This is a genomic window from Roseibium aggregatum (assembly GCF_017309185.1).
GTDB lineage: Bacteria > Pseudomonadota > Alphaproteobacteria > Rhizobiales > Stappiaceae > Roseibium > Roseibium aggregatum_B.
This window is the reverse complement of record NZ_JAEKJZ010000001.1, coordinates 2,567,395-2,587,321: the sequence shown is the minus strand read 5'-3', so window position 1 is coordinate 2,587,321 and position 19,927 is coordinate 2,567,395. Positions and strand designations below refer to the sequence as shown.

The window sequence follows — 19,927 nt, the reverse complement described above, 5'->3', positions numbered from 1 at the left end:
GAGAGACAGATGACAACCGATCCCTTGACCGTACATGTTCTGATAGAAGGCAGGGTGCAGGGCGTCGGTTACCGAGCCTGGTGCGCCTCGGCGGCCGAAGCGCGCGGATTGTCAGGCTGGGTGAGGAACCTGAAAACCGGCGCGGTCGAGGCGGTTCTGAGCGGCCCCTCCGATACGGTGGTGGACATGATGGATCAGCTTTGGCAGGGTCCGGCTTTCGCACGTGTCAGTGCCATCCGGGATCTTGATCCCGTCGATCCGGCGAAAGGTTCGTTTGCGGTCCTTGAGACCGCCTGAAACCAGCCGTTGCGGGCTCCGCTTTGTCGCAGCGGCGAAAATCAAAGTCGTTTGTCATTTAGGTATCGCATTAATCTGCTCATCCATGGTACCCGATTAACGTCTTGATCCGTTTCGTTTAGGGAGACTGCTTGTGAAGATCGCGATACTCGGTGGTGACGGATTTGTCGGCTGGCCCACATCCCTGCATTTGTCGGACCAGGGCCACGAAATTCACGTGATCGACAATCTCAGCCGCCGGTGGATCGATGCGGAGCTCGGCGTCCAGTCGCTTACGCCGATGGATTCCATTCAGGAACGCGTGCGTATCTGGAAGCAGGAAACCGGCAACACCATCCATTTCCATCTGATCGACATCGCCAAGGACTACGAGGTTTTCAAGGCGTGGCTTGCTGACAACCGACCCGATGCCATCGTCCACTTCGCCGAGCAGCGCGCCGCCCCTTATTCGATGAAGTCGGACCAGCACAAGAACTACACGGTCAACAACAACGTCAACGCCAGCCACAATCTCCTGAACGCGATGGTCGAGCTGGACCTTGACGCGCATCTCGTCCATCTGGGCACCATGGGCGTCTACGGTTATTCCAACGTGGGGGCGGCTATTCCGGAAGGCTATCTCAGCGTCGATGTGGAAACGCTGAGCGGCGAGAAGGCGTCACAGGAAATTCTTTATCCGGCTAATCCGGGCTCGATCTATCACATGACGAAGTGTCTGGATCAGCTTCTGTTCCAGTTCTACGCCAAGAACGACGGGCTCAGGATTACCGACCTCCATCAGGGCATTGTCTGGGGTACGCATACCGAGCAGACGTTGCGCCACAAGCAGCTCATCAACCGGTTTGACTATGACGGCGATTACGGCACCGTTCTGAACCGCTTCCTGATCCAGGCGGCCATCGGCTATCCGCTGACGGTGCATGGCACCGGTGGACAGACCAGAGCCTTCATCCACATTCAGGATTCTGTGCGCTGCGTCGAGCTCGCCCTTCAAAACCCGCCGGCGAAGGGCGACCGGGTGAAGGTCTTCAACCAGATGACGGAGACCCACCGGGTGCGCGATCTGGCGGAGTTGATCTCGAAGCTCACGGGCGCGAAGGTCGCTTATCTGCCAAACCCGCGCAAGGAAGCGCCTGAAAACGACCTGGTCGTGGAAAACAAGCAGTTCCTCGAACTCGGCCTGAATCCGATCACGTTGGAAGACGGTCTTCTGAGCGAAGTCGTCGATGTCGCGAAAAATTTCGCCTACCGGGTCGACCGCAGCCGGGTGCCTGCCGTTTCGGCCTGGACCAAGGAAATCGCGGAAGAGATCGAGCGCGATCCGGAACACCCGCGGCTCAAGTCAGTTTCCTGAGGCTGCACCATGACGGATGCTCCCGAGTTCGACCGGGCACCGGCGAGCCCGCTCGCCTATGTCACGCTGGTCACGAATCCTGACTACGTTTCGGGAGCTTGCGCCTTGCTGCGCTCGTTGCGCCGGACCGGAACGGGAGCTGATCTCGTCGTGCTCTATACGCCGGGTGTGGCAGACGAAGATCTGGCGGCGTTGCGGGAATTCGAGCCCCGGCTGGGGCGCTGCGAACGCCTGCCGACATCGGAGTCCTTCAACGAGCGCCACGAACGGGGCAGGCTGCACACGGCAGCCCCGTTCACCAAGGGCGGCAAGCCCGTGTTTCATACGCCTCTGGACAATTTCGTGAAGCTGCGTTTGTGGCAGCTGGAGGAATACGAGAAAATCGTGTTCATTGACGCGGATGCGCTTGTCTTGAAAAATTGTGACAAGCTTTTCGGCTATCCGGAATTCTGCGCCGCGCCGAATGTCTATGAATCACTTGTCGATTTTCACCGGATGAACAGCGGTGTCTTCACCGCTTGCCCGAACGCGGCCACCTACAAGGATATGCTGGCACGCCTTGACCAGCCGGATGCCTTCTGGCGGCGCACTGACCAGACGTTCCTGCAAAGCTATTTCCCGGATTGGCACGGCCTGCCGGTCTTTTACAACATGCTGCAATATGTCTGGTTCAATCTGCCCGATCTGTGGGATTGGGAGCAGATCCATATTCTGCACTACCAGTACGAAAAGCCCTGGGAAGTTGGCCACGACAAGAGCGAGAAACTCAAGCCGTTGATCGACTTGTGGCAGGCCTACGCCACCGGGAACGGTATCCCGGAGGACAGTTCCAAGCTGGCCGAGCGGTCTGTCAAACAGGCTTCCTGATGCATGTTCTGGTGACCGGTGCCAGCGGAACGGTCGGGCGGTTCATTGTGAAAGGTCTTCTGGACCAAGGCCATGCGGTGACGGCCCTGGGGCGTCGGCCGCTGCAAGGCTGGCCCACAGCATTTCACCCCTTCGACCTTGGTGACGACGTACCTGTGGTGCCGCAGTCGGATGCACTCGTCCATTGTGCTCTGCTTCACGAACCGGGGCGGTTCCGGGGCGGGGAAGGGGACGATCCAGAGCGCTTTCGGCGTTTGAATGCGGACGGTACGCGGCGGCTGTTTGAAGCGGCTCGCAATGCCGGCTGCCGGGACGCGGTGTTCCTGTCCAGCCGGTCGGTCTATGGCGATCACCGCAAGGGCGAGACCCTTCTGGAAACCGACCGGCCCGAGCCGGACACGCTCTATGGCCGGGTGAAGCTTGCAGGTGAGGAGGCGCTGAAGGGCCTGTCGGGAGCGGAATTCAAGGGAACCGTGTTGCGAGCCACAGGCATTTACGGCTGTCCTCCGGGGGAAACGGCTCATAAATGGTCTGAGCTCCTGAAAGACTTCGACCGAGGCGGCGACATTTCTCCGAGAGTGGGAACGGAAGTCCATGGCGACGACCTTTCCGCCGCCGTCTCGCTGGTGCTGAACACGCCGCACGACAAGCGCCCGGCCTTCAATGTGTTCAACGTGTCGGATCTTCTGCTCGACCGTCGGGATCTGCTGACACTTTATGGAGAGCTTGCCGGGATATCCCGTCCGTTGCCTGAGCGGTCCGGGGGGGCGCCAGGTGTCATGGACACCGGAAGACTTCGAGAGCTTGGGTGGACGCCGGGCGGTATCGAGAAATTGAGATCGTTTCTGACCTGCCTAGTCAAAGGCCATTCCTAGAGAATCCGCAAGTCACGCGCTGCCTGACGAAACAACCGGCCCGAAAATCTTTTCGAATTCCGCTCTCAACACGATGTCGTTTTCCGCCATCGTCACCGGAATGCCGAGATCGACCAGACTGGTGACGCCGTGTTCGCTGACACCGCAGGGAACGATGCCGGAAAAATGCTCCAGCTCAGGTTCGACATTGAAGCTGATGCCGTGAAGGGTCACCCATTTGCGCAGTCGGATGCCGATGGCGGCAATCTTGTCTTCCGCCGTTTGGCTGCGCTCGGGCCGCCGTACCCAGACACCGACCCTGTCTTCCCGGCGCTCTCCCCGGATGTGGTAGTGCCAGAGGGTATTTATGAGCCAGGCTTCCAGGGCGGAGACAAAGACGCGCACATCCTGTTTCCGCCGCTTCAGATCCAGCATGACGTAGGCAACCCGCTGGCCGGGGCCGTGGTAGGTGTGCTGCCCGCCGCGTCCGGTTTTGTAGACCGGGAACCGGTCCGGAGAGATCAGGTCGCTGTCTTGTGCCCTGGTCCCGGCTGTGTAGAGCGGAGGATGTTCCAACAGCCAGACCAGTTCGCCCGCTTCTCCGGAACTGATTCCCTGCACCCGGTCGTCCATTTCGGCAAGGGCGGTCTCGTAGGGGACGAGATCGTCGGATATACGCCATTCGACCGGTGGAGCGCCGTCCTTGGGCAGGAAACTGAACTCCAGGGCGTCTCTTTGGGAAGGTGACATGTGGATGACACTTCTTTGTTTTTTGAGCGGGCTTGCAATGCCGTGGTACACTTCAGCGCTGGCAGGTTCTGCCCTATTTAAGGATCGTTGCGTCTGATGGCCACCTTTGATGAGATCAATGTCGACATTTCCGTCGTGCTCGGCGAATCCGAAATGCCGGTTCATCAGCTCCTGCGCATGGGACGTGGCGCGGTTATCGACCTCGATGTATCGGAAGACGACGACGTGAAAATCTATGCCAACAACACGCTCGTGGCCAAGGGGCAAGTGGTGCTGCTTGGCGAACGGATCGGCATTTCCATCACGGAAGTCCTGATGCGTGCGCCGGACCAGAGACCGATGCGAAGCGACGGGCCGCTCTGAAGCCGTGCGAAATCGAAGCGTGTAAGAAATTTCCTGTGCCTGTGAATTATTCCGATTTCCGCTCTTGCGCCCAGAAAGCCCTTTTGCTACATGGAGCGCCTCGACGCTGACAGGCGCCGGGAGCAACTGAATATGCGGTCGTGGCGGAATTGGTAGACGCGCAGCGTTGAGGTCGCTGTGGGGTAAAACCCGTGGAAGTTCGAGTCTTCTCGACCGCACCATATTCAAGTCGAAAGACGTTGTTCAAAAGAGCCGCCTTCGGGTGGCTTTTTTGCTTTTCAGGCGCCGTCCTGCTTCCGGCCAATTCGAAATCTCTCTGTTCGTCATCTTGCGAATGTGCTTAGTAGCATTCGGTCCACGCTGTTTTGTCGCGCAAATCGGGAGCGTCAGGGAATGAGACCCATTTCCTTTCTTGTTTCAATGGCTTTTGTTGCACTTGCGGGGAGTTCCCAGCTGGCACTCGCACAGCAGGCGATGGTCCCGGCCATGTCGGTCGCCGGTGTTGAGACCGTTCCGGTTGACGGCGATATTTTTCGCTACCGGGCCGTTCTGGCGGATGGCGAGGATGGCGGCGATCTTTACATTTTCACCGACGCTGGCAACGGTTGGCAGCAGGCGGTTTATGCCAGGGGACTCGTCTGGCGTGGCGCCATGTACGGTACGGAACCGTGGATGGAAGCGACCGAACACGGATCGTTGAAAATTCACTCGGAGAATTCCGCGATCGGCCGCAATCGCTGGGAACAGGTGCTGACCATCGCCTACAGGAAGAACCAGTTCCTCGTCGCGGGATACACCTACAGCTACTACGATACGCTGGATCCGAACGGCGCGGGTCAGTGCGACGTCAATTTGCTGACCGGCAAGGGCAACTTGAACGGCAAGACCTTCAAGACGTCACTTCCGTCCCTGCCGGTCGCCGAATGGACCATGGAAACCCAGCCGCGCGAATGCATCGTGGAGTGAGGGCATTGCGCTTGGGTGCGATTGCGGGTGGTGGCGGCTGGCGGTGACATTGAGCTTCGAGACGATCCTGAAAAGTCTGGCGTTCAAGCACGACTGGCGCAGTTATCAGAAGCGCGTGCTTCAGGAGCTGGAACGGCACATGGAGGACACGCAACTGCATGTGGTTGCCGCGCCCGGGTCGGGCAAGACTGTCCTCGGCCTGGAAGTCATGCGCCGTCTGGGGAGGCCGGCGATCGTCTTTGCGCCGTCCCTTGCAATCCGCAACCAGTGGAAGGCCCGTCTGGTTGAGTTGTTTTTGCCGGAAGATGCTGACATCAGCTGGATTTCCTTCGACGTACGCAACCCCGGGCCGCTGACGATTGTCACCTATCAGGGCTTTCATGCGGCCTTGAGTGGAGATGCCTCTTCAGAGGATGGTGAAGAACGGGACCTCTCCGGGCTGGATTTGATCACCCGTTTCAAAGACCAGGGTGTCGGAACGCTCGTCTTCGACGAGGCGCATCACCTTAGAAAGGACTGGCAACGTTCGCTGGTCCGTCTTCGCGAAGCGCTGCCAGCCTGTGCGACCACCGTTTCGTTGACGGCGACCCCGCCCTACGACACTGATGCCTCCGAATGGGATAGTTACGAAGCGCTATGCGGCCCGATCGATTGCGAGATCTCCGTCCCGGAGTTGATCAAAACCGGCGATTTGTGTCCGCATCAGGATCTGGTCTGTTTTTCCGCTCCCACCGATGATGAAACGAGGTTTATCGACGCCTTCGCGGAAAACGTAAACGGGTTCGCCTATAATCTGCTGAACGACGAGCGTTTTCTGTCAAACATGGCCCGCATGCCCTGGTTCGCAGACCCGTTGCAGCATGAGGAGGAGGTGTTCAAGAACTCCGGGTTCTTCCTGGCCGGGCTGGTCTTCCTCAAGGCAGCTGGCCGGACGCTTCCGGCTGAGGCGCTTCAGCTCTTCGGTCTTGAGGAAGAGCATGTCCCCGCGCTCAACCGCGATTTTCTCGAACGCCTCGTTGCCGGAGTTCTGACCGGAGACGGTGCTGACTGGTTCGATGAAAAAGGCTGTCACCAAAGGCTGAAAACGGATCTCAAGGCGTTCGGTGGCATTCGCGGCGACCGTCCGATGCTGGCCAACATGGACAAGATCGACCGACTGCTACGCAACAGTCTCGGAAAGATACAAAGCATCAGATCGATTGTCGCCGCGGAAAGTTCAAATCTTGGCGCTGGGCTGCGCATGGTCATTCTGACCGACCATATTTACCGCGATCTGATGCCATCCCCCTCTCAACGGGTCTATGAGCCGGTGAAAATCGGTGTTGTACCGCTGTTTGAGGTTCTCAGGGAACACGGAGACTATTTTTACAAGGTCGGCGTGCTCACCGGATCTCTTGTTGTTCTGCCGGTGGAGGCGGTTCCTCTTTATCGCGAAGCCGCCGCAGCGAAAGGGATCGCTGAAAAGGACTTCAGCACGCGCCCTTTGTCGCATGCTCCGGACTATGTCGAAATCGAGTTGCGTGGCGCTTTTCAGCACGAAAGCGTTCGTTTGGTGACCGAGGTTTTCGAACGCGGAGGCGTCACGGTTCTTGTTGGCACCCAATCTCTTCTCGGCGAAGGCTGGGATGCGCCCTCCATCAACGCGCTCGTGCTGGCAAGCACGGTGGGATCGTTCATGCTTTCCAACCAGATGCGCGGACGGGCTATCCGAACGGATCCGAACGCGCCGCGAAAGACCGCCAATATCTGGCACCTGGCCTGTGTGACCCTTCCTGAACCAAAGGGACCACTGAATAGCCTCGACAGGATTGGCGGAGTGAAGCTGCCGGGCGGCCGGCCCGGTTATCCTCGCGGCGCGCTGCCTGAAGATCTTGGCCAGGACCGGGATCTGCTGGTGCGCCGCTTCAAGGCCTTTGAAGGCCTGAGCGTGTCCGATCCCCCTTTCATAGAGACGGGTCTCGGCCGGCTCGGTTTTGAAAACGTCAGTTGGACACCGGAGGGGCTGGAACGGATCAATGGCGCGACCTTCGCCAGGAGCGCCGACCGCGTGGCGCTTGCCGTGCGGTGGGAGAGTGCCTTGTACCTCGACACCCCGGGTGCCCGATTGCGTCCGATGGTGACCACCCGCCGACCGGCGCAAAAGTGGGTCTATCGCCATCCCCTGCGTTCGCTGTCGTACTCGGGGCTTGCGGCGCTTCTTCCAGTTGCCGGCATGGCGGTTTCCGGAGTGTCGGTGACTTCGGCTGTTGTCCTGACAGCGACGGCTCTGCTGGGATTGGGTGTGGCCTTCCTGCGCGGATTCAATCCTCTGCGGACCGCGGCCCTCGTTTTTCGGAACAGAAACAAGACCCGGAACCTGTCACAGATCGCGCGGGTGGTTCTGGAGGCGCTGGCTGCGACCGATCAGCTCGAAAGCCCTTTGGCGGATTTGACACCGGTCGTGCAAAAACTGCATGAGGACCATCTTTGCAGTCTTGAAGGCGCGCAGCCAAAGGAGCGGGCCGTGTTTCTGGATTGTCTTGCGCAGCTTCTCGGCCCGATCGATAACCCCAAGTATATCTTGCTACGCCGTGCCAGGGGGCTCGGCAAGCTTCTGGAGGACTATCATCCGGTGCCGGACTGCCTCTCGGGTAAAAAGGCCGACGCGGAAGTATTCGCCAGGCTCTGGAACGGCCGGGTTTCAGATGCGGTTCTGGTATCGGCAAGGTCCAGGGAAGGGCGGAAGGTTCTGTTGCGGGCTCGTGCCAGGGCCTATGCGAGCGAAGAAGCGGCAGTCGCGGAACGGTTGGGAAGATGGCAATAGAAACCCGGATCGACTTGCCCGCGCCTGCGTGGCTGGGGGCCTCGCGGGTCAGAGCCGGACGGCCTTCTTGCTGGAAGACCCCGCATACCTCCGCGAGCGTATTCCAGCTTAAGCCGGTCAGGACGGGACGGTTTGTCCTGACGGGGTTTTTCTGGGCGCTGACTTGTCTTGCAGCCGGTGGGCAGACCCCTTCCGTCGATCCGGGCCGGTTCGGAGCCATGACCTGTCAGCAGCTCTGGTATGTGGAGCAGCAGGTACTTGCGGAGGGCGGCGTCTGCCTCAAGACCGAGCGAGCGCGACGAGCGTTTCGCAAGTCAGGACGATGTATCTCGCCCGACGAGGACATCCTGCCGGTAAAGGCTCGCGATTACCTTGCGAATTTGCGTGGCGTTGCCAGAGAGAAAGGGTGCCCCGGTTCTTAGGTGCCGAATTTTCTCGCGCGTGCCGCAGACGGGCTTCCTCCGCGAATTCAGGAAACGTGCCTAAGACTGTGGACCGGCGTTTCTTTTCCTGTGGCGCTTTGGCGCTTCAAGGGATAGTTCTGGAGAACCGTTCCGGGCCTGTTTTCCGGGCGAAATATCGTGCGGAAAGGAGGGAGACGTATGAGCGACGCTACCGAGCTTGAAAAGACGGTTTCCCCGGATCCGCAAACGATTCCGGTACGCGACGAGGACGAGCGTCTCAATCCGGATTTCATCGCAGCCGTAGAGACGGCCATCGAGGCCAGCGACCAGTTTGCCCTGAAGCAGCTTGCCGCCAATCTTCACGAGGCCGACACCGGCGATTTGCTTGAAACGCTGGCCGCCGACGAGCGGGCGGCCTTCATCCACCTTCTTGGCGACGAATTCGATTACACGGCGCTCACGGAAACAGACGAAGCGGTTCGTCTGCAGCTTCTGGAAGACTTGCCGAACGAGGTGATCGCGGAGGGTCTCGGAGAGCTCGATTCCGACGATGCCGTCTACATCCTGGAAGATCTCGACGCGGACGATCAGGCGGCCATCCTGGAAGAGCTGCCCTACGCCGACCGGGCCCAGCTTCGGAAAGCGCTGGACTATCCGGAAGAAAGCGCCGGGCGGCGCATGCAAAGCGAATTCATCGCGGTCGCGCCGTTCTGGACCGTGGGACAGACCATCGATTACATGCGCGAGGCCCGGGACCTTCCCGACAGTTTTTACGAAATCTATGTCGTCGATCCGACCTTCAAGCTGCTCGGGTCCGTCCATCTGGACAAGATCCTGCGGACCAAGCGGGCGGAGAAGGTTACCTCCATCATGGAGGAAACCCGGCAGGCGGTTCTGGCGACCGAGGACCAGGAGGAAGTCGCAAGACGGTTCGAGCGCTACAACCTGGTTTCCTCGGCTGTCGTGGATGAAAACGACCGCATGGTCGGGGTGCTCATGGTCGACGACATCGTCGATGTCATCCAGGAAGAGGCGGAAGAGGACCTGCGCGCGCTTGCCGGTGTCGGCGACGAAGAGATTTCCGACAATGTGATCACCATTGCCCGTTCCAGGCTTGCTTGGCTTGTGGTGAACCTCGGGACCGCGGTCCTGGCCTCCGTGGTGATCGCGCTGTTCGAGGACACGATCGAAGCCATGGTCGCGCTTGCGGTGCTGATGCCGATCGTTGCGTCCATGGGCGGCAATGCCGGCACCCAGACGATGACGGTGGCCGTGCGCGGTATCGCGACCCAGGAACTGAGCGCCCGAAACATGATGAGGGTGCTCAATCGCGAGGTGCTGGTGAGCGTTCTGAACGGTGTGGCCCTGGCCCTGTTGATCGGTCTGACCGCCTGGTTGTGGTTCTCAAGCGTCGGGCTCGGTGTGGTGATTGGCGGTGCGATCGTCATCAACATGCTGTTCGCGGGTCTTTCGGGGCTGCTGATCCCGATTGTTTTGGACAAACTCAATGTCGATCCGGCAATTGCGTCCAGCGTGTTCGTGACGACTGTTACGGACGTGGTCGGCTTCTTCGCCTTTCTCGGCATTGCCGCGCTCTGGTTCGGCCTGCCTTTTTAGGCTGTTGCATGACTGCAGGAGAGGCTCTGACAACCGGGGTTCGGGCGCGTGTCCGTTTCCGTGCTTTTCAGGCTCTCTCTCATTTCATTCTCCGCAAATCATGACTTTCTGACGCTCGCAAGCCGCCGTGCGGTGGTGAAACGCTCGTCTGTAGTGGTCGTCGGAATAGAGGGCCATGAAAGACTTGAGGTTCGGATAAGCGCCGATAGCGACAAGATCCCAATCTTCGTCGTCTCCGAGGAACATTCCCTGATAGGGACCTACAAAAAGAAATTTGCCTCCGGCCCTTTGCATGGCGGGAAGGCTAACCGCCGCGTAGTCCGAAAAGGCTTGCTGACCGCTCACCTCGGGCGTCTTGTCCTCATACGCGGCCTTGCCTCGGAATTTGAAGAAATTGATCAGTGTGAGCGGCTGTTCGGGCGAGCGGTTCAATATTCTGGTCCACTGCGACCCCGTTGGGCAATTTCCGTCGTTTCCGGGGCCATACCATTCCGTGAATTGAGCGATCTGCTGATTGACGTCCATGCGGCAACTCCATAACTTGACAGGTGTCAAAATAAGAGAAACTTTACACGTGTCAAGTCAGCGCAGGGTGCAGCGAACCCGTAACGAGATTCTGGACAGGGCCTGGAGTCTGATTTCCGAGCAGGGAGCGGAGGTTTCGCTGGGGGAAATTGCCAAGGCCGCGGGCGTCAGCCGACAGTCGGTCTATGACCATTTCGGGTCCCGGGGCGGGCTGATTCTGGCGCTGGTCCGTCGGGCCGATGAGCGGCTTGACATCAAGAACAGTCTTTTTACCGCGTTCGATTTGCAGGATCCGGAGGAGCGGCTCAGGGTAACGATCGATGTCTGGATATGTTTCGTGCGGGAAATCTATCCTGTCGCGAGCGATTTGATCCGGCTCCGGAAGACGGATGAAGATGCCTCGGCCGCATGGGAGGACAGGATGTCCGACTTGAGAGCCTGGCTGAAGGTTCTGACCAGCTCTCTCGAAAACGACCGGGCCTTGCAGCCGGTCTGGAGTGCTCAGACAGCGTCCGAGTTTCTCTGGGCTTCCTTCAGTGTGCAGGTGTGGGGACTGCTGACCGAGGACTGCCGCTGGAGCACGCAGGATGCGTCAAGCGTCCTGAAACGGACCCTCTGTCAAACGCTGTTGAGGGCCGGCGGATAGAATCCGGCACACGCTGCGGTCTTTCTTTGAAGAAGACGCTCAAGGAGAGGGGGCTCCAGTTCAGGAGCTTGGCTCCGCTTGCCGCAGATTGTCGCGAAGCTTCATGATCTTGCGCTGCAGATCGGCGACTTCCTCGAGCTGCATGCCGGTCGCGCCGAAGACGCAGTTCCCGAAATGGGCGGTTTTCTTCTGCAGGGCGCGGCCTTTTCGGGTGAGCTTCAGGATCACCTGGCGCTCGTCTTTGACGTTGCGCGTTCGCGTGAGCAGTTCCATGGCTTCCAGACGCTTCAGAAGCGGTGTCAGCGTGTTGGTGTCGAGCTGCAGTTTTGAGGTGATCGCACCGACTGGAACGTTGTTTGTCTCCCACAAAACGGTCATGGCCAGAAACTGAGGATAGGTAAGCCCGATTTCCTTCAGAAGCACTTTGTAGACGCCGTGCATGGCGTGGTTCGCCGAATAAAGCGCGAAGCAGAGATACTTGTCGAGGGGCAGGGGACCTTCAGGCAGCTCATCCGTTTCAACGGCGGCTTCGGGTGCGGGGAGCGCGGGCTCCTGGCGGCTTTCAGGCGCGCTCGGTGCCTGTTCCGGAACCCGGATATCCGTTTCTGTTTCCACATCTGGTGCGTTCTGCCTGGCAGGCTTTTTCCTCCTGGGCTTGGCGGCTGCGCCGGAGCCTTTGACTTCGGGCGGCTGTTTCGCCTTTTCGGTTTCCTTGCGCACGGAAAAACCGATCGCGTCCAGTAGGGACATCTGGTCTGTTGTCTCGCTCATTCCGCAATCTATAAATCGTGCACGATATGATCGCAAGAGGTTGACGAGCTGGCGGCGGCGGCATATGTGGATATTTATATCGTGCACGATATTAACGTAAGCGATATAAAGTGAGTTGGTTGAACTGGTGAAGACAGAGGAGAAAACGATGGCTGTGAATGTCGTTTACGAAACGAAGGCAAAGGCGACCGGTGGCCGCGACGGTGTCGCGGAAACCCTGAGCGGGTCCTTGAAGGTCGATCTCGCGACGCCGAAGGAACTCGGCGGAGCCGGTGGGGCGGGCAACAACCCGGAGGAACTCTTCGCGGCAGGCTATGCGGCCTGTTTCATCGGAGCGCTGAAGTTTGTCGGCGGTCAGGAAAAGGTCGCCGTACCGGCGGATACGGCCATTGTTGCCACCGTTGGCATCGGGCCGCGGTCGGAAGGAGGCTTCGGGCTGGAGGTCGCGCTGGAGGTTTCGCTCCCCGGCCTGGACAAGGAGGTCGCGCAGGACCTCGTGGTCAAGGCGCACGAAGTCTGCCCCTATTCCAACGCAACTCGCGGCAATATTGACGTGAAACTGTCGATTGCCTGATCGGAAAAAGGGTCCGGCTACACAGCCGGGCCTTATCTGATTGATGGCGATCTAAATCGCAAGGCGCTTCTTTTTCGCCTGCGGGAAAACGTCTTTCAGGTACCCGTGGGTCTTTTCCAGGATGGTGGGGATCATGTGGTGAGCAAGCTCCCGTTCATCGACCCGAACGAAGGTGACGGAGGGACTCCACGGGACGTAGTCCTTGCCGAGGGTCAAGGGCACGGAGGTGCCCCCGAAGCGGACGCAGGGAACGTCCATCACACCCGCCAGGTCGGCAATGTTGGTGTTGGCCGAGATGACGACGTCGCAAATGGCGATCAGCGACGCCACGGAACCGAGATCGTTGTAAAGATCGACATCCTCGAAATGATGAAACGCGCGTCCTGGCACGGATGACAGCGCCTTGAGTTCCGGAGGGTGGGCGAGATACTGAAGATTGAGGAACACCGCGTCCTCGCTTTCCACGATCGCGCACATTTGCTCCGCGGTCATGTAGTAGCGCGCCCGGTAGGCCTCCATCTTCTTGGACCGCCAGCACAGACCGATGACAGGCTTGTCGGCCGCCCCGGGTAAACGCTCCATGAAGCCTAGGCTTTTTTCCCTGTCGAAACGGATGGACGGGCAGCGAAGCTTGTCGAAACTTGCCAGGGAGGGGCGCAGAAACCGGGCGATGTCGGTGGTGTTGGAGACGAAGTCATAGTCCCGGTCCGGATCATCCTGCGGCGCGGAGTTCTGCCCCGGGGAACCGCCGATGCGCCGGCACTCAATGCCTTCCAGGGCCTGTGAGAAAAACGGAACGAAGCGCGGATTTGTTTCAAGGATGACCTTGCCGGCCATCTGTTTCAGGTCCGATAGCATCGTCGTCGATTTAATCGTGTCTCCCAGCCCCTGGTCCGACCAGATCAGGATCGCCTTGTCCGTCAGGTCTTCGCCGTTCCACAAGGGGGCCGGGTAGTCCCACCACTTCGCTCCCTTTTCGTGGAAGCGGGCCGGGTGGAGTTCCCAGCCTTCCTTCAGATTGCCGCGTGCGAGTTCAATGTTGGACTTGATCCATTTGAGTTGTTCCGCTTTCTCCGCGCGATGTTCTTCGGCCAAGACGATTGCATCGTAAGCTTCGTCATAGCGTTCGAGCTGGTTCAGAATATGCGCGTGGATCAGATGGCCCATGCCGCTGTCGGGCACGTTTTTCGTGTAGTACTCGATGTATTTCAGGGCTTCGTGGTGCCTGGACAGTCTCAGCAGAAGCTCCGAGAACAGGAGGGACAGGTTCAGGTCCGCCGGAAACCTGAGCAGCGCCTGGGATAGTTCGTCAAAGCAGGTGAAATAATCCTCGTCTGATATTCTCAGCCATGCCCGGTCCGCGTAATGGGTAACCGTGTCCGGGTCGAGTTCGATCATCCGGTTCAGGAAGGCGCAGGCGGCTTTGCGCTGCTCGACCTTCGCAAACGCACTGACGCAGTATCTCAGGAAGACGATGTCTGGGGTGTCGGTCGCGGCATGGCGCTTGATGAGTTCGAAGGCGTCGGCGTAGCGGCCGGCCTTGACCATCACGTCGACTTTAAGCGCGACGGTTTCCATGCGCTCGGGATCGAGCGCAACTGCCGCATCCAGCGTGTCGAGGACCTTTTCGGCGCTCTCGCCGGCAAGAAACTGGCAACGGGCCAAGCTTATCAGGGTGGCGCTGTTCTGCCCTGTCAGTTTCAGGGACTTCCTGAAGCAATCGGCTGCCTTGCCGTATCTCTGCTGGCCTTGATAGGCGGTTCCCAGAAGGTTTTGCAGTTCCGGCGACTTGGGCAGTTTCTTGACCACGGACTTGTAGATTGCCGCGGCCTTGTCGTACTGCTTCGTCTGCAGGCAGGTCATGCCTTCCTTGATCTTGAGTTGAAGCGGTTGAGCGTCTGTTTTCGGTACCGTCTGATATTGCACGCTGTCCTGTCCGTGGTTTCCGGGGTCTTGCGCTGCGCGAAGACCGGCCTGGCAGAGGAGTGTCCGAACGGGGACCGGGATTGTGATCCGGGTCGTCCTTCCGGCATGCTAGGTTGGGAAGCTGGTGCGGACCTGATGCCTTGAGCCAACCGCTTTCGCGGGGCGTGTTTGACAAAGGGGGGGGTGGCATGCGGCCAAATCTGGGGGGAATTCTCGAAACGGCGGTCTATGTCGATGACATGGAATTGGCACATGCCTTTTATTCAGGCGTGCTTGGCCTGACACGCATGGTCGCCGGCGACCGGCTCTATGCCTATGACGCGGGGCCGTCTCAGGTGCTGCTTGTGTTCCATCGCGGTCACACCGGTGAGGATGTCGAGACGCCGGGAGGCATGGTGCCGGGCCATGACACGTCGGGGCATAGTCATTTCGCGTTCAAGATCCCCGCGGACCAGGTGCAGCCCTGGCGCGATTTCCTGTCCCGCGAGAAGGTCGAAATCATCAGCGAAGTGGTTTGGCCGGCAGGGGGAACCAGTCTTTATTTCAACGATCCGGACGGCAATGTTCTGGAACTGGCCGCTGCACCTCTCTGGCCAAACTTCCTAACCTGAATATTAACATGTTCCGGCTATTTTAAGATTTGCCTTCGGAACTGTTCGGGTGGTGAAATGAATTTCTTGCAAGCGGTTTTGCGGACCATATTTTATATTGTGGTCGGCGGAGTGATATCGATTGCCGGAGCGGCGTATTTCTTCATGAACTGGGAACCTGACCGGGACGAATTTCCGATCCGCGGTATCGATGTGTCTCATCATCAAGGAGAGATCGATTGGCCGACGGTTGCCGGCGACGATGTTGCCTTTGCCTATATCAAGGCAAGTGAGGGAGGCGACTTCAAGGATGGCGCCTTTGCCCGCAATTGGGCGGGAGCCGGCGCTGCCGGAATTGCCCGGGGCGCCTATCATTTTTTCAGCTTGTGTAAACCGGGGCTCGAGCAGGCGGAAAACTTCCTGAGCGTGCTGCCGCAAGACAGCCGGATGCTGGCCCCCATGGTCGATCTCGAGTTCACGGGCAATTGCGCACGGCGCCCGCAGGTGACGGAGGTACTCAAGGAGATCAGCGATTTCGCCGCGCAGGTCGAACAGGCCAGGGGTCGGCAGGTGATTTTTTACGCACCGAAGGATTTTTTCGTTGCCTATCTGAAGGACCAGGGCCTGAACCGGCGTCTGTGGACCCGTTCCATCTGGCGGTCGCCTTCCTACGCCAGGGATTGGACGATCTGGCAATACCATCATCAGGGATCGGTCGAGGGAATCTCCGGCAGCGTTGATCTGAATGTTCTTGGCCCCGGCATAGCGGTCGAGGATCTGGTTGAGTGATTGCTAATCATCTGTAAATAAAATAAAAACAAAGACGTATTGACTTAAACGTAAAAAGGCTGAACTGTGCCCGCCAAAAGGAGAGGGCATGCAGCGGTACTTCACGATCACCCAACTGACCCGGGAACTGGATGTCACCACGCGCACCTTGCGGTTTTATGAGGCGCAGGGGCTGGTCTCGCCCACCCGGCGTGGGCGCCAGCGTCTTTACAGCCAGGGGGACCGGACCCGCGTCAAGCTGATCCTCAGAGGCAAGCGCCTCGGCTTTTCCTTGAATGAAATCAAGGAAATCATAGAGATGTACGACAGCGCACCTGGAGAGACCGGGCAATTGCGGCTGCTGTTGAAAAAAATCGCCGCGCGCCGTGAAGAGCTTCTGGAAAAGCAGCGGGACATCGAACTTACCCTGCTGGAACTTGAGGAGGTGGAGGCCGGGGCACGCACCCGAATGGCCGAACTCGCTCCGGGCGCGACGCAGGAGGAAGTGTGATGAACTTGGAACCGCGCGATCCCGATTGGGAGAACCGTGTCAGAACCAGTTTTGCCAGCCAGAAGTTCATGGTCCATCTGGGAGCGGAACTGGTCCATCTTTCGCCAGGGGCGGTGGATCTGGAGCTGAAACTTTGCCCCGAACTCACCCAGCAGCACGGCTTCTTCCATGCCGGCGCCACGTCGTCGATCGCCGACAGCGCGGCGGGCTACGCGGCACTCAGCCTGTTCGCGGAAGGCTTCGGCGTGCTGACCAGCGAATACAAGATCAACCTGCTCAACCCGGCCAGGCAGCCGGTCCTGATCGCGCGCGGCAGGGTGGTGAAACCGGGACGGACCCTGACCATTGCCAAGGCCGATGTCTACGGTCTCGGTGACGCCGAACAGGTGCATGTCGCGACCGGACTTTTCACGCTGATGAGCGTCTCGGGAATGAAGGACTGATCCGATGACGGACGTGACCATCAGGGACTTGCGCCCGTCCGACAAAGCGGAATGGCTGGCCCTCTGGCGGGGATACCTGGAATTCTACAAGCAGGAGCTGCCTGGAGAAGTCACAGAAACACTGTTTGACAGGCTGTTGTCCGAAACGAAAGGGCATGACGGGCTTGTGGCCGAACAGGACGGACGGCTTGTCGGTTTCGTGCATTACCTTTTCCATGCGAGCACATGGTCGACGCAGGCGACGTGTTACCTGGAAGATCTTTATGTCAGCGAACTTGCACGTGGCGGAGGAGCCGGCCGCAAGCTGATCGAGGCCGTTTATGCGGCCGCCGACGCGAAGCCGGACGCCAGCGGCAAGGTCTATTGGCATACCCATCATTACAATGAACGCGCCCGGCTTCTCTATGACCGGATCGGCGTTTTGAGTGACTTTGTGCGGTACGATCGCCCCTGAATCTCAAGGGGCCGGGAGGAGCAAGAATGATCCGCAACGATTTTCCCACCTTCAATTTCGATCTCGGCGAAACAGCCGACATGCTGCGCGATACCGTGCGGTCCTACAGCCAGGACCGGATCGCGCCCATGGCCGAAAGAATCGACAGGGACGACTGGTTCCCGCGAGAGATCTGGCCGGAAATGGGCGAACTCGGCCTGCATGGCATCACTGTCGAAGAAGAATGGGGCGGTTCCGGCCTCGGGTATCTCGAGCACTGTATCGCCATGGAGGAAGTCAGCCGGGCGTCGGCGTCCGTCGGACTCAGCTACGGCGCGCATTCCAACCTTTGCGTCAACCAGTTGCGCCGCTGGGGTTCGGACGCGCAGAAAAAGCGGTATCTTGGCAAACTGGTTTCCGGGGAACATCTCGGCGCCCTGGCCATGTCCGAACCCGGCGCCGGATCCGATGTGGTTTCAATGAAGCTGCGCGCCGAAAAGAAAGGCGATCGGTATATTCTGAACGGCTCCAAGATGTGGATCACCAACGGGCCGACCGCAGATACGCTGATCATCTATGCCAAGACCGATCCGGACGCGGGCCCAAAGGGCATTACCGCCTTTCTGGTAGAAAAAGGGTTCGCAGGCTTTTCGGTGGCTCAGAAACTCGACAAACTCGGCATGCGCGGGTCGGAAACCGGTGAGCTGGTGTTTCAGGACTGTGAAGTTCCGGAGGAAAACGTTCTCGGCTCGGTGGGCAAGGGCGTCAACGTTCTCATGTCCGGCCTCGACTACGAACGTGCCGTTCTGGCCGCGGGCGCGGTGGGGATCATGCAGGCGGCGATGGACGTCGTCATTCCCTATGTGCACGAGCGCGAACAGTTCGACAAGCCGATCGGTACGTTCCAGCTTGTCCAGGGCAAGCTTGCGGACATGTATGTCACCATGAACGCGACCAAATCCTATGTCTACATGGTCGCTCGGGCCTGCGACCGTGGGGAAACCACGCGGGAGGATGCGGCCGGAGCGATTCTCTTCGCGGCGGAAAACGCCACCAAGCTCGCGCTTGATGCCATCCAGCTTCTGGGAGGCAACGGCTATATCAATGAGTATCCGACGGGGCGCCTGTTGCGCGATGCCAAGCTTTACGAAATCGGCGCCGGAACCTCTGAAATCCGCCGCATGCTGATCGGGCGAGAAATCTTCAACAAGACGGCGTGAAGAGACCAATACACAGCGGATCTTTTTGGGAACCTGTGATCCTCAAAAGCGATTGAGGCTGTGGGTGTGACATGTTCGGGCGAATGCAAGGCTTTCGGTGGCTTCGACAGGTCACCGGAGATCCAGCTTTTTACATCTTCCGATGGATAGCGGGCGGCAAAGGGGTATCCGCACAAAATATTTGACCTGAACGCGGAGAGTGTTCCAATTAGGTGAATACGTGACAGTTCTTCAGGAGCGGAACAAGTTTTCAGCCTGGGTCTTCTCGCTAGGTCTGGCCGCGCGTGCCAAACTGTTTTCTCTGTCGGCCGCTGCCGACGGCACGGTTCTGTGGTGAAGCGGAAGGGATTGAATTTCCTGTCGTGTGCAAATCAGGAGCGATAACGGTTCCGGTATGGAGAGATCGCTTGGGAAGGAAATTTCTGAGTAGTCCGCAGATCGCGACGTACAGGAGCGCAAAACGCCAGACAAAGGACCACGCGTATGACAACCGTCCCGGAATGTCGTTCGTGAGGTATATCTCGTCAGGGTTACCTCTAACATAGGTGAGGCGCACTGTTGGCAGCTTACGCAGCCAGTCGAACCTGCTCCGACGGACCTGAAGCTCTGCCTGGTGTTCCATCCCGGCGGCGGGGAAGAAAAACCGGGCGTAATACTCCTTCTCGCCGTAAGTCCGTTTGGTGTCCTCTTCCCACACAGCTACGGTCTGGGCTTGGACATCCACACCGAAAAAGATAGCTGGAATAGACTTTGGAGCCTTGATGACCCCGCTGATGAAGGAGGGGCCGGTTAACAACAGACCGAGAACAAAGGCTACCGTTGTACCCCAGAGAGCGGGGCCGGATGTCGGACGCTGTATTTCCTGCAGGGGGACGCCGTCGATGAGTCTGCGGGCCATTCTGCGGATTCCGTACCCAATAAGAAGCAGGGCCGGAAAGAGAAGCCACAACCACAAAATCGGTGGCTGAAGGAACAGTTCCGGTTGTTCCATCGCACCAGCAAGGGAATCGGCCAGCAACAGGGCGAGACTCGCCCCAGCCTCTTTCTCGCCGGGCATCGTCGCCATGAATTTGTAGGTGGAGTGGAAATTCACCAGGGAGTAGAGAATTAGACCTAGCCCCGTGAAGACCATCATGCCACTCAGAAAAAGACTGATCGCAAAACGTATGAAGCGCTCCATCTGCGAACCTCAATGACTACACCGGTAAAAACTGTGGAACTCTAAAGGTGCAATTATAAATAGAA

General features: G+C 58.8%; 21 protein-coding genes and 1 tRNA gene. 17 read left to right on the top strand and 5 right to left on the bottom strand.

The features are described 5' to 3' along the window. The first annotated feature begins 9 nt into the window (after positions 1-9). The 4 genes from JF539_RS11280 (at position 10) to JF539_RS11265 (ending at position 3,393) form a co-directional block, all read left to right on the top strand. A complete protein-coding gene (locus JF539_RS11280; RefSeq protein ID WP_207140482.1) occupies positions 10-297 on the top strand; it encodes an acylphosphatase in 288 nt (95 codons plus the stop codon). Between the two features lie 133 nt (positions 298-430). Next, the gene (locus tag JF539_RS11275; RefSeq protein ID WP_207140481.1) at positions 431-1,651 is read left to right on the top strand and encodes an NAD-dependent epimerase/dehydratase family protein; all 1,221 of its coding nucleotides are present in this window, start codon (positions 431-433) and stop codon (positions 1,649-1,651) included. Between the two features lie 9 nt (positions 1,652-1,660). Continuing rightward, positions 1,661-2,518 (top strand): glycosyltransferase, encoded by an 858-nt coding sequence (locus tag JF539_RS11270; RefSeq protein ID WP_207140480.1) that lies wholly within the window; start codon positions 1,661-1,663, stop codon positions 2,516-2,518. Continuing rightward, positions 2,518-3,393, top strand: a complete 876-nt coding sequence (locus JF539_RS11265; RefSeq protein ID WP_207140479.1) for an NAD-dependent epimerase/dehydratase family protein — start codon at positions 2,518-2,520, stop codon at positions 3,391-3,393. The genes JF539_RS11270 and JF539_RS11265 overlap by 1 nt, the downstream gene beginning before the upstream one ends. A 12-nt stretch (positions 3,394-3,405) precedes the next feature. Here the strand turns inward: JF539_RS11265 and lipB are convergent, their stop codons facing one another. Beyond that, positions 3,406-4,122 carry a lipoyl(octanoyl) transferase LipB gene (gene lipB / locus JF539_RS11260; RefSeq protein ID WP_207140478.1) on the bottom strand — a complete coding sequence of 239 codons (717 nt, stop codon included), beginning with the start codon at positions 4,120-4,122 and terminating at the stop codon, positions 3,406-3,408. Between the two features lie 96 nt (positions 4,123-4,218). Between lipB and JF539_RS11255 the strand changes: the two genes are divergently transcribed. The 5 genes from JF539_RS11255 to mgtE all read left to right on the top strand — a co-directional run bounded on the left by JF539_RS11255 (position 4,219) and on the right by mgtE (position 10,275). Further along, entirely contained in the window at positions 4,219-4,485 is a 267-nt protein-coding gene (locus tag JF539_RS11255) for a FliM/FliN family flagellar motor switch protein (protein WP_207140477.1), read from the top strand. Positions 4,486-4,619: 134 nt separating this feature from the next. Next, a tRNA-Leu gene (locus JF539_RS11250) sits at positions 4,620-4,706 on the top strand. Positions 4,707-4,878: 172 nt separating this feature from the next. Beyond that, positions 4,879-5,451: a hypothetical protein gene (locus JF539_RS11245; protein WP_207140476.1), complete on the top strand. Its 573-nt coding sequence runs from the start codon at positions 4,879-4,881 to the stop codon at positions 5,449-5,451. Positions 5,452-5,494: 43 nt separating this feature from the next. Beyond that, on the top strand, positions 5,495-8,254 hold the full coding sequence (locus tag JF539_RS11240) for a DEAD/DEAH box helicase family protein (protein WP_207140475.1): 2,760 nt from the start codon (positions 5,495-5,497) through the stop codon (positions 8,252-8,254). 602 nt (positions 8,255-8,856) lie between these two features. Then, on the top strand, positions 8,857-10,275 hold the full coding sequence (gene mgtE, locus JF539_RS11235) for a magnesium transporter (RefSeq protein WP_207140474.1): 1,419 nt from the start codon (positions 8,857-8,859) through the stop codon (positions 10,273-10,275). Between the two features lie 84 nt (positions 10,276-10,359). Here mgtE and JF539_RS11230 read toward each other — a convergent pair whose 3' ends face one another. Further along, on the bottom strand, positions 10,360-10,800 hold the full coding sequence (locus tag JF539_RS11230) for a DUF1330 domain-containing protein (protein ID WP_207140473.1): 441 nt from the start codon (positions 10,798-10,800) through the stop codon (positions 10,360-10,362). 49 nt (positions 10,801-10,849) lie between these two features. Between JF539_RS11230 and JF539_RS11225 the strand changes: the two genes are divergently transcribed. Next, positions 10,850-11,446, top strand: coding sequence for a TetR/AcrR family transcriptional regulator (locus JF539_RS11225; RefSeq protein ID WP_207140472.1), 597 nt, complete (start codon positions 10,850-10,852; stop codon positions 11,444-11,446). A 60-nt stretch (positions 11,447-11,506) separates the two neighbouring features. Here the strand turns inward: JF539_RS11225 and JF539_RS27680 are convergent, their stop codons facing one another. Continuing rightward, entirely contained in the window at positions 11,507-12,217 is a 711-nt protein-coding gene (locus JF539_RS27680) for a MarR family winged helix-turn-helix transcriptional regulator (RefSeq protein WP_207140471.1), read from the bottom strand. Between the two features lie 148 nt (positions 12,218-12,365). On the opposite strand from JF539_RS27680, the gene JF539_RS11215 reads away from it, so the two are divergent. Continuing rightward, positions 12,366-12,791 carry an organic hydroperoxide resistance protein gene (locus JF539_RS11215; RefSeq protein ID WP_207140470.1) on the top strand — a complete coding sequence of 142 codons (426 nt, stop codon included), beginning with the start codon at positions 12,366-12,368 and terminating at the stop codon, positions 12,789-12,791. Between the two features lie 51 nt (positions 12,792-12,842). Here the strand turns inward: JF539_RS11215 and JF539_RS11210 are convergent, their stop codons facing one another. Then, on the bottom strand, positions 12,843-14,717 hold the full coding sequence (locus JF539_RS11210) for a tetratricopeptide repeat protein (RefSeq protein ID WP_207140469.1): 1,875 nt from the start codon (positions 14,715-14,717) through the stop codon (positions 12,843-12,845). 188 nt (positions 14,718-14,905) lie between these two features. On the opposite strand from JF539_RS11210, the gene JF539_RS11205 reads away from it, so the two are divergent. The 6 genes from JF539_RS11205 (at position 14,906) to JF539_RS11180 (ending at position 18,682) form a co-directional block, all read left to right on the top strand. After that, positions 14,906-15,328, top strand: a complete 423-nt coding sequence (locus JF539_RS11205) for a VOC family protein (protein WP_207140468.1) — start codon at positions 14,906-14,908, stop codon at positions 15,326-15,328. 144 nt (positions 15,329-15,472) lie between these two features. Beyond that, the gene (locus JF539_RS11200) at positions 15,473-16,096 is read left to right on the top strand and encodes a GH25 family lysozyme (protein WP_236042366.1); all 624 of its coding nucleotides are present in this window, start codon (positions 15,473-15,475) and stop codon (positions 16,094-16,096) included. Between the two features lie 88 nt (positions 16,097-16,184). Continuing rightward, positions 16,185-16,586, top strand: a complete 402-nt coding sequence (locus JF539_RS11195) for a MerR family transcriptional regulator (RefSeq protein WP_207140466.1) — start codon at positions 16,185-16,187, stop codon at positions 16,584-16,586. Then, complete coding sequence (locus tag JF539_RS11190; protein WP_207140465.1) at positions 16,586-17,029, top strand: PaaI family thioesterase; 444 nt, start codon at positions 16,586-16,588, stop codon at positions 17,027-17,029. The genes JF539_RS11195 and JF539_RS11190 overlap by 1 nt, the downstream gene beginning before the upstream one ends. Positions 17,030-17,033: 4 nt before the next feature. Next, positions 17,034-17,483, top strand: a complete 450-nt coding sequence (locus JF539_RS11185) for a GNAT family N-acetyltransferase (RefSeq protein ID WP_207140464.1) — start codon at positions 17,034-17,036, stop codon at positions 17,481-17,483. Between the two features lie 26 nt (positions 17,484-17,509). Beyond that, complete coding sequence (locus tag JF539_RS11180) at positions 17,510-18,682, top strand: isovaleryl-CoA dehydrogenase (RefSeq protein WP_207140463.1); 1,173 nt, start codon at positions 17,510-17,512, stop codon at positions 18,680-18,682. Between the two features lie 268 nt (positions 18,683-18,950). Here JF539_RS11180 and JF539_RS11175 read toward each other — a convergent pair whose 3' ends face one another. Further along, complete coding sequence (locus tag JF539_RS11175) at positions 18,951-19,862, bottom strand: hypothetical protein (protein ID WP_207140462.1); 912 nt, start codon at positions 19,860-19,862, stop codon at positions 18,951-18,953. Positions 19,863-19,927 lie beyond the last annotated feature (65 nt).

Bases quoted from the DNA above. Each gene is read 5' to 3' on its own strand.
- JF539_RS11280 (WP_207140482.1), top strand. From the start codon at position 10: ATGACAACCGATCCCTTGACCGTACATGTTCTGATAGAAGGCAGGGTG.
- JF539_RS11270 (WP_207140480.1), top strand. From the start codon at position 1,661: ATGACGGATGCTCCCGAGTTCGACCGGGCACCGGCGAGCCCGCTCGCC.
- JF539_RS11265 (WP_207140479.1), top strand. From the start codon at position 2,518: ATGCATGTTCTGGTGACCGGTGCCAGCGGAACGGTCGGGCGGTTCATT.
- lipB (WP_207140478.1), bottom strand. From the start codon at position 4,122: ATGTCACCTTCCCAAAGAGACGCCCTGGAGTTCAGTTTCCTGCCCAAG.
- JF539_RS11255 (WP_207140477.1), top strand. From the start codon at position 4,219: ATGGCCACCTTTGATGAGATCAATGTCGACATTTCCGTCGTGCTCGGC.
- JF539_RS11245 (WP_207140476.1), top strand. From the start codon at position 4,879: ATGAGACCCATTTCCTTTCTTGTTTCAATGGCTTTTGTTGCACTTGCG.
- mgtE (WP_207140474.1), top strand. From the start codon at position 8,857: ATGAGCGACGCTACCGAGCTTGAAAAGACGGTTTCCCCGGATCCGCAA.
- JF539_RS11230 (WP_207140473.1), bottom strand. From the start codon at position 10,800: ATGGACGTCAATCAGCAGATCGCTCAATTCACGGAATGGTATGGCCCC.
- JF539_RS27680 (WP_207140471.1), bottom strand. From the start codon at position 12,217: ATGAGCGAGACAACAGACCAGATGTCCCTACTGGACGCGATCGGTTTT.
- JF539_RS11215 (WP_207140470.1), top strand. From the start codon at position 12,366: ATGGCTGTGAATGTCGTTTACGAAACGAAGGCAAAGGCGACCGGTGGC.
- JF539_RS11205 (WP_207140468.1), top strand. From the start codon at position 14,906: ATGCGGCCAAATCTGGGGGGAATTCTCGAAACGGCGGTCTATGTCGAT.
- JF539_RS11200 (WP_236042366.1), top strand. From the start codon at position 15,473: ATGAACTGGGAACCTGACCGGGACGAATTTCCGATCCGCGGTATCGAT.
- JF539_RS11195 (WP_207140466.1), top strand. From the start codon at position 16,185: ATGCAGCGGTACTTCACGATCACCCAACTGACCCGGGAACTGGATGTC.
- JF539_RS11190 (WP_207140465.1), top strand. From the start codon at position 16,586: ATGAACTTGGAACCGCGCGATCCCGATTGGGAGAACCGTGTCAGAACC.
- JF539_RS11185 (WP_207140464.1), top strand. From the start codon at position 17,034: ATGACGGACGTGACCATCAGGGACTTGCGCCCGTCCGACAAAGCGGAA.
- JF539_RS11180 (WP_207140463.1), top strand. From the start codon at position 17,510: ATGATCCGCAACGATTTTCCCACCTTCAATTTCGATCTCGGCGAAACA.
- JF539_RS11175 (WP_207140462.1), bottom strand. From the start codon at position 19,862: ATGGAGCGCTTCATACGTTTTGCGATCAGTCTTTTTCTGAGTGGCATG.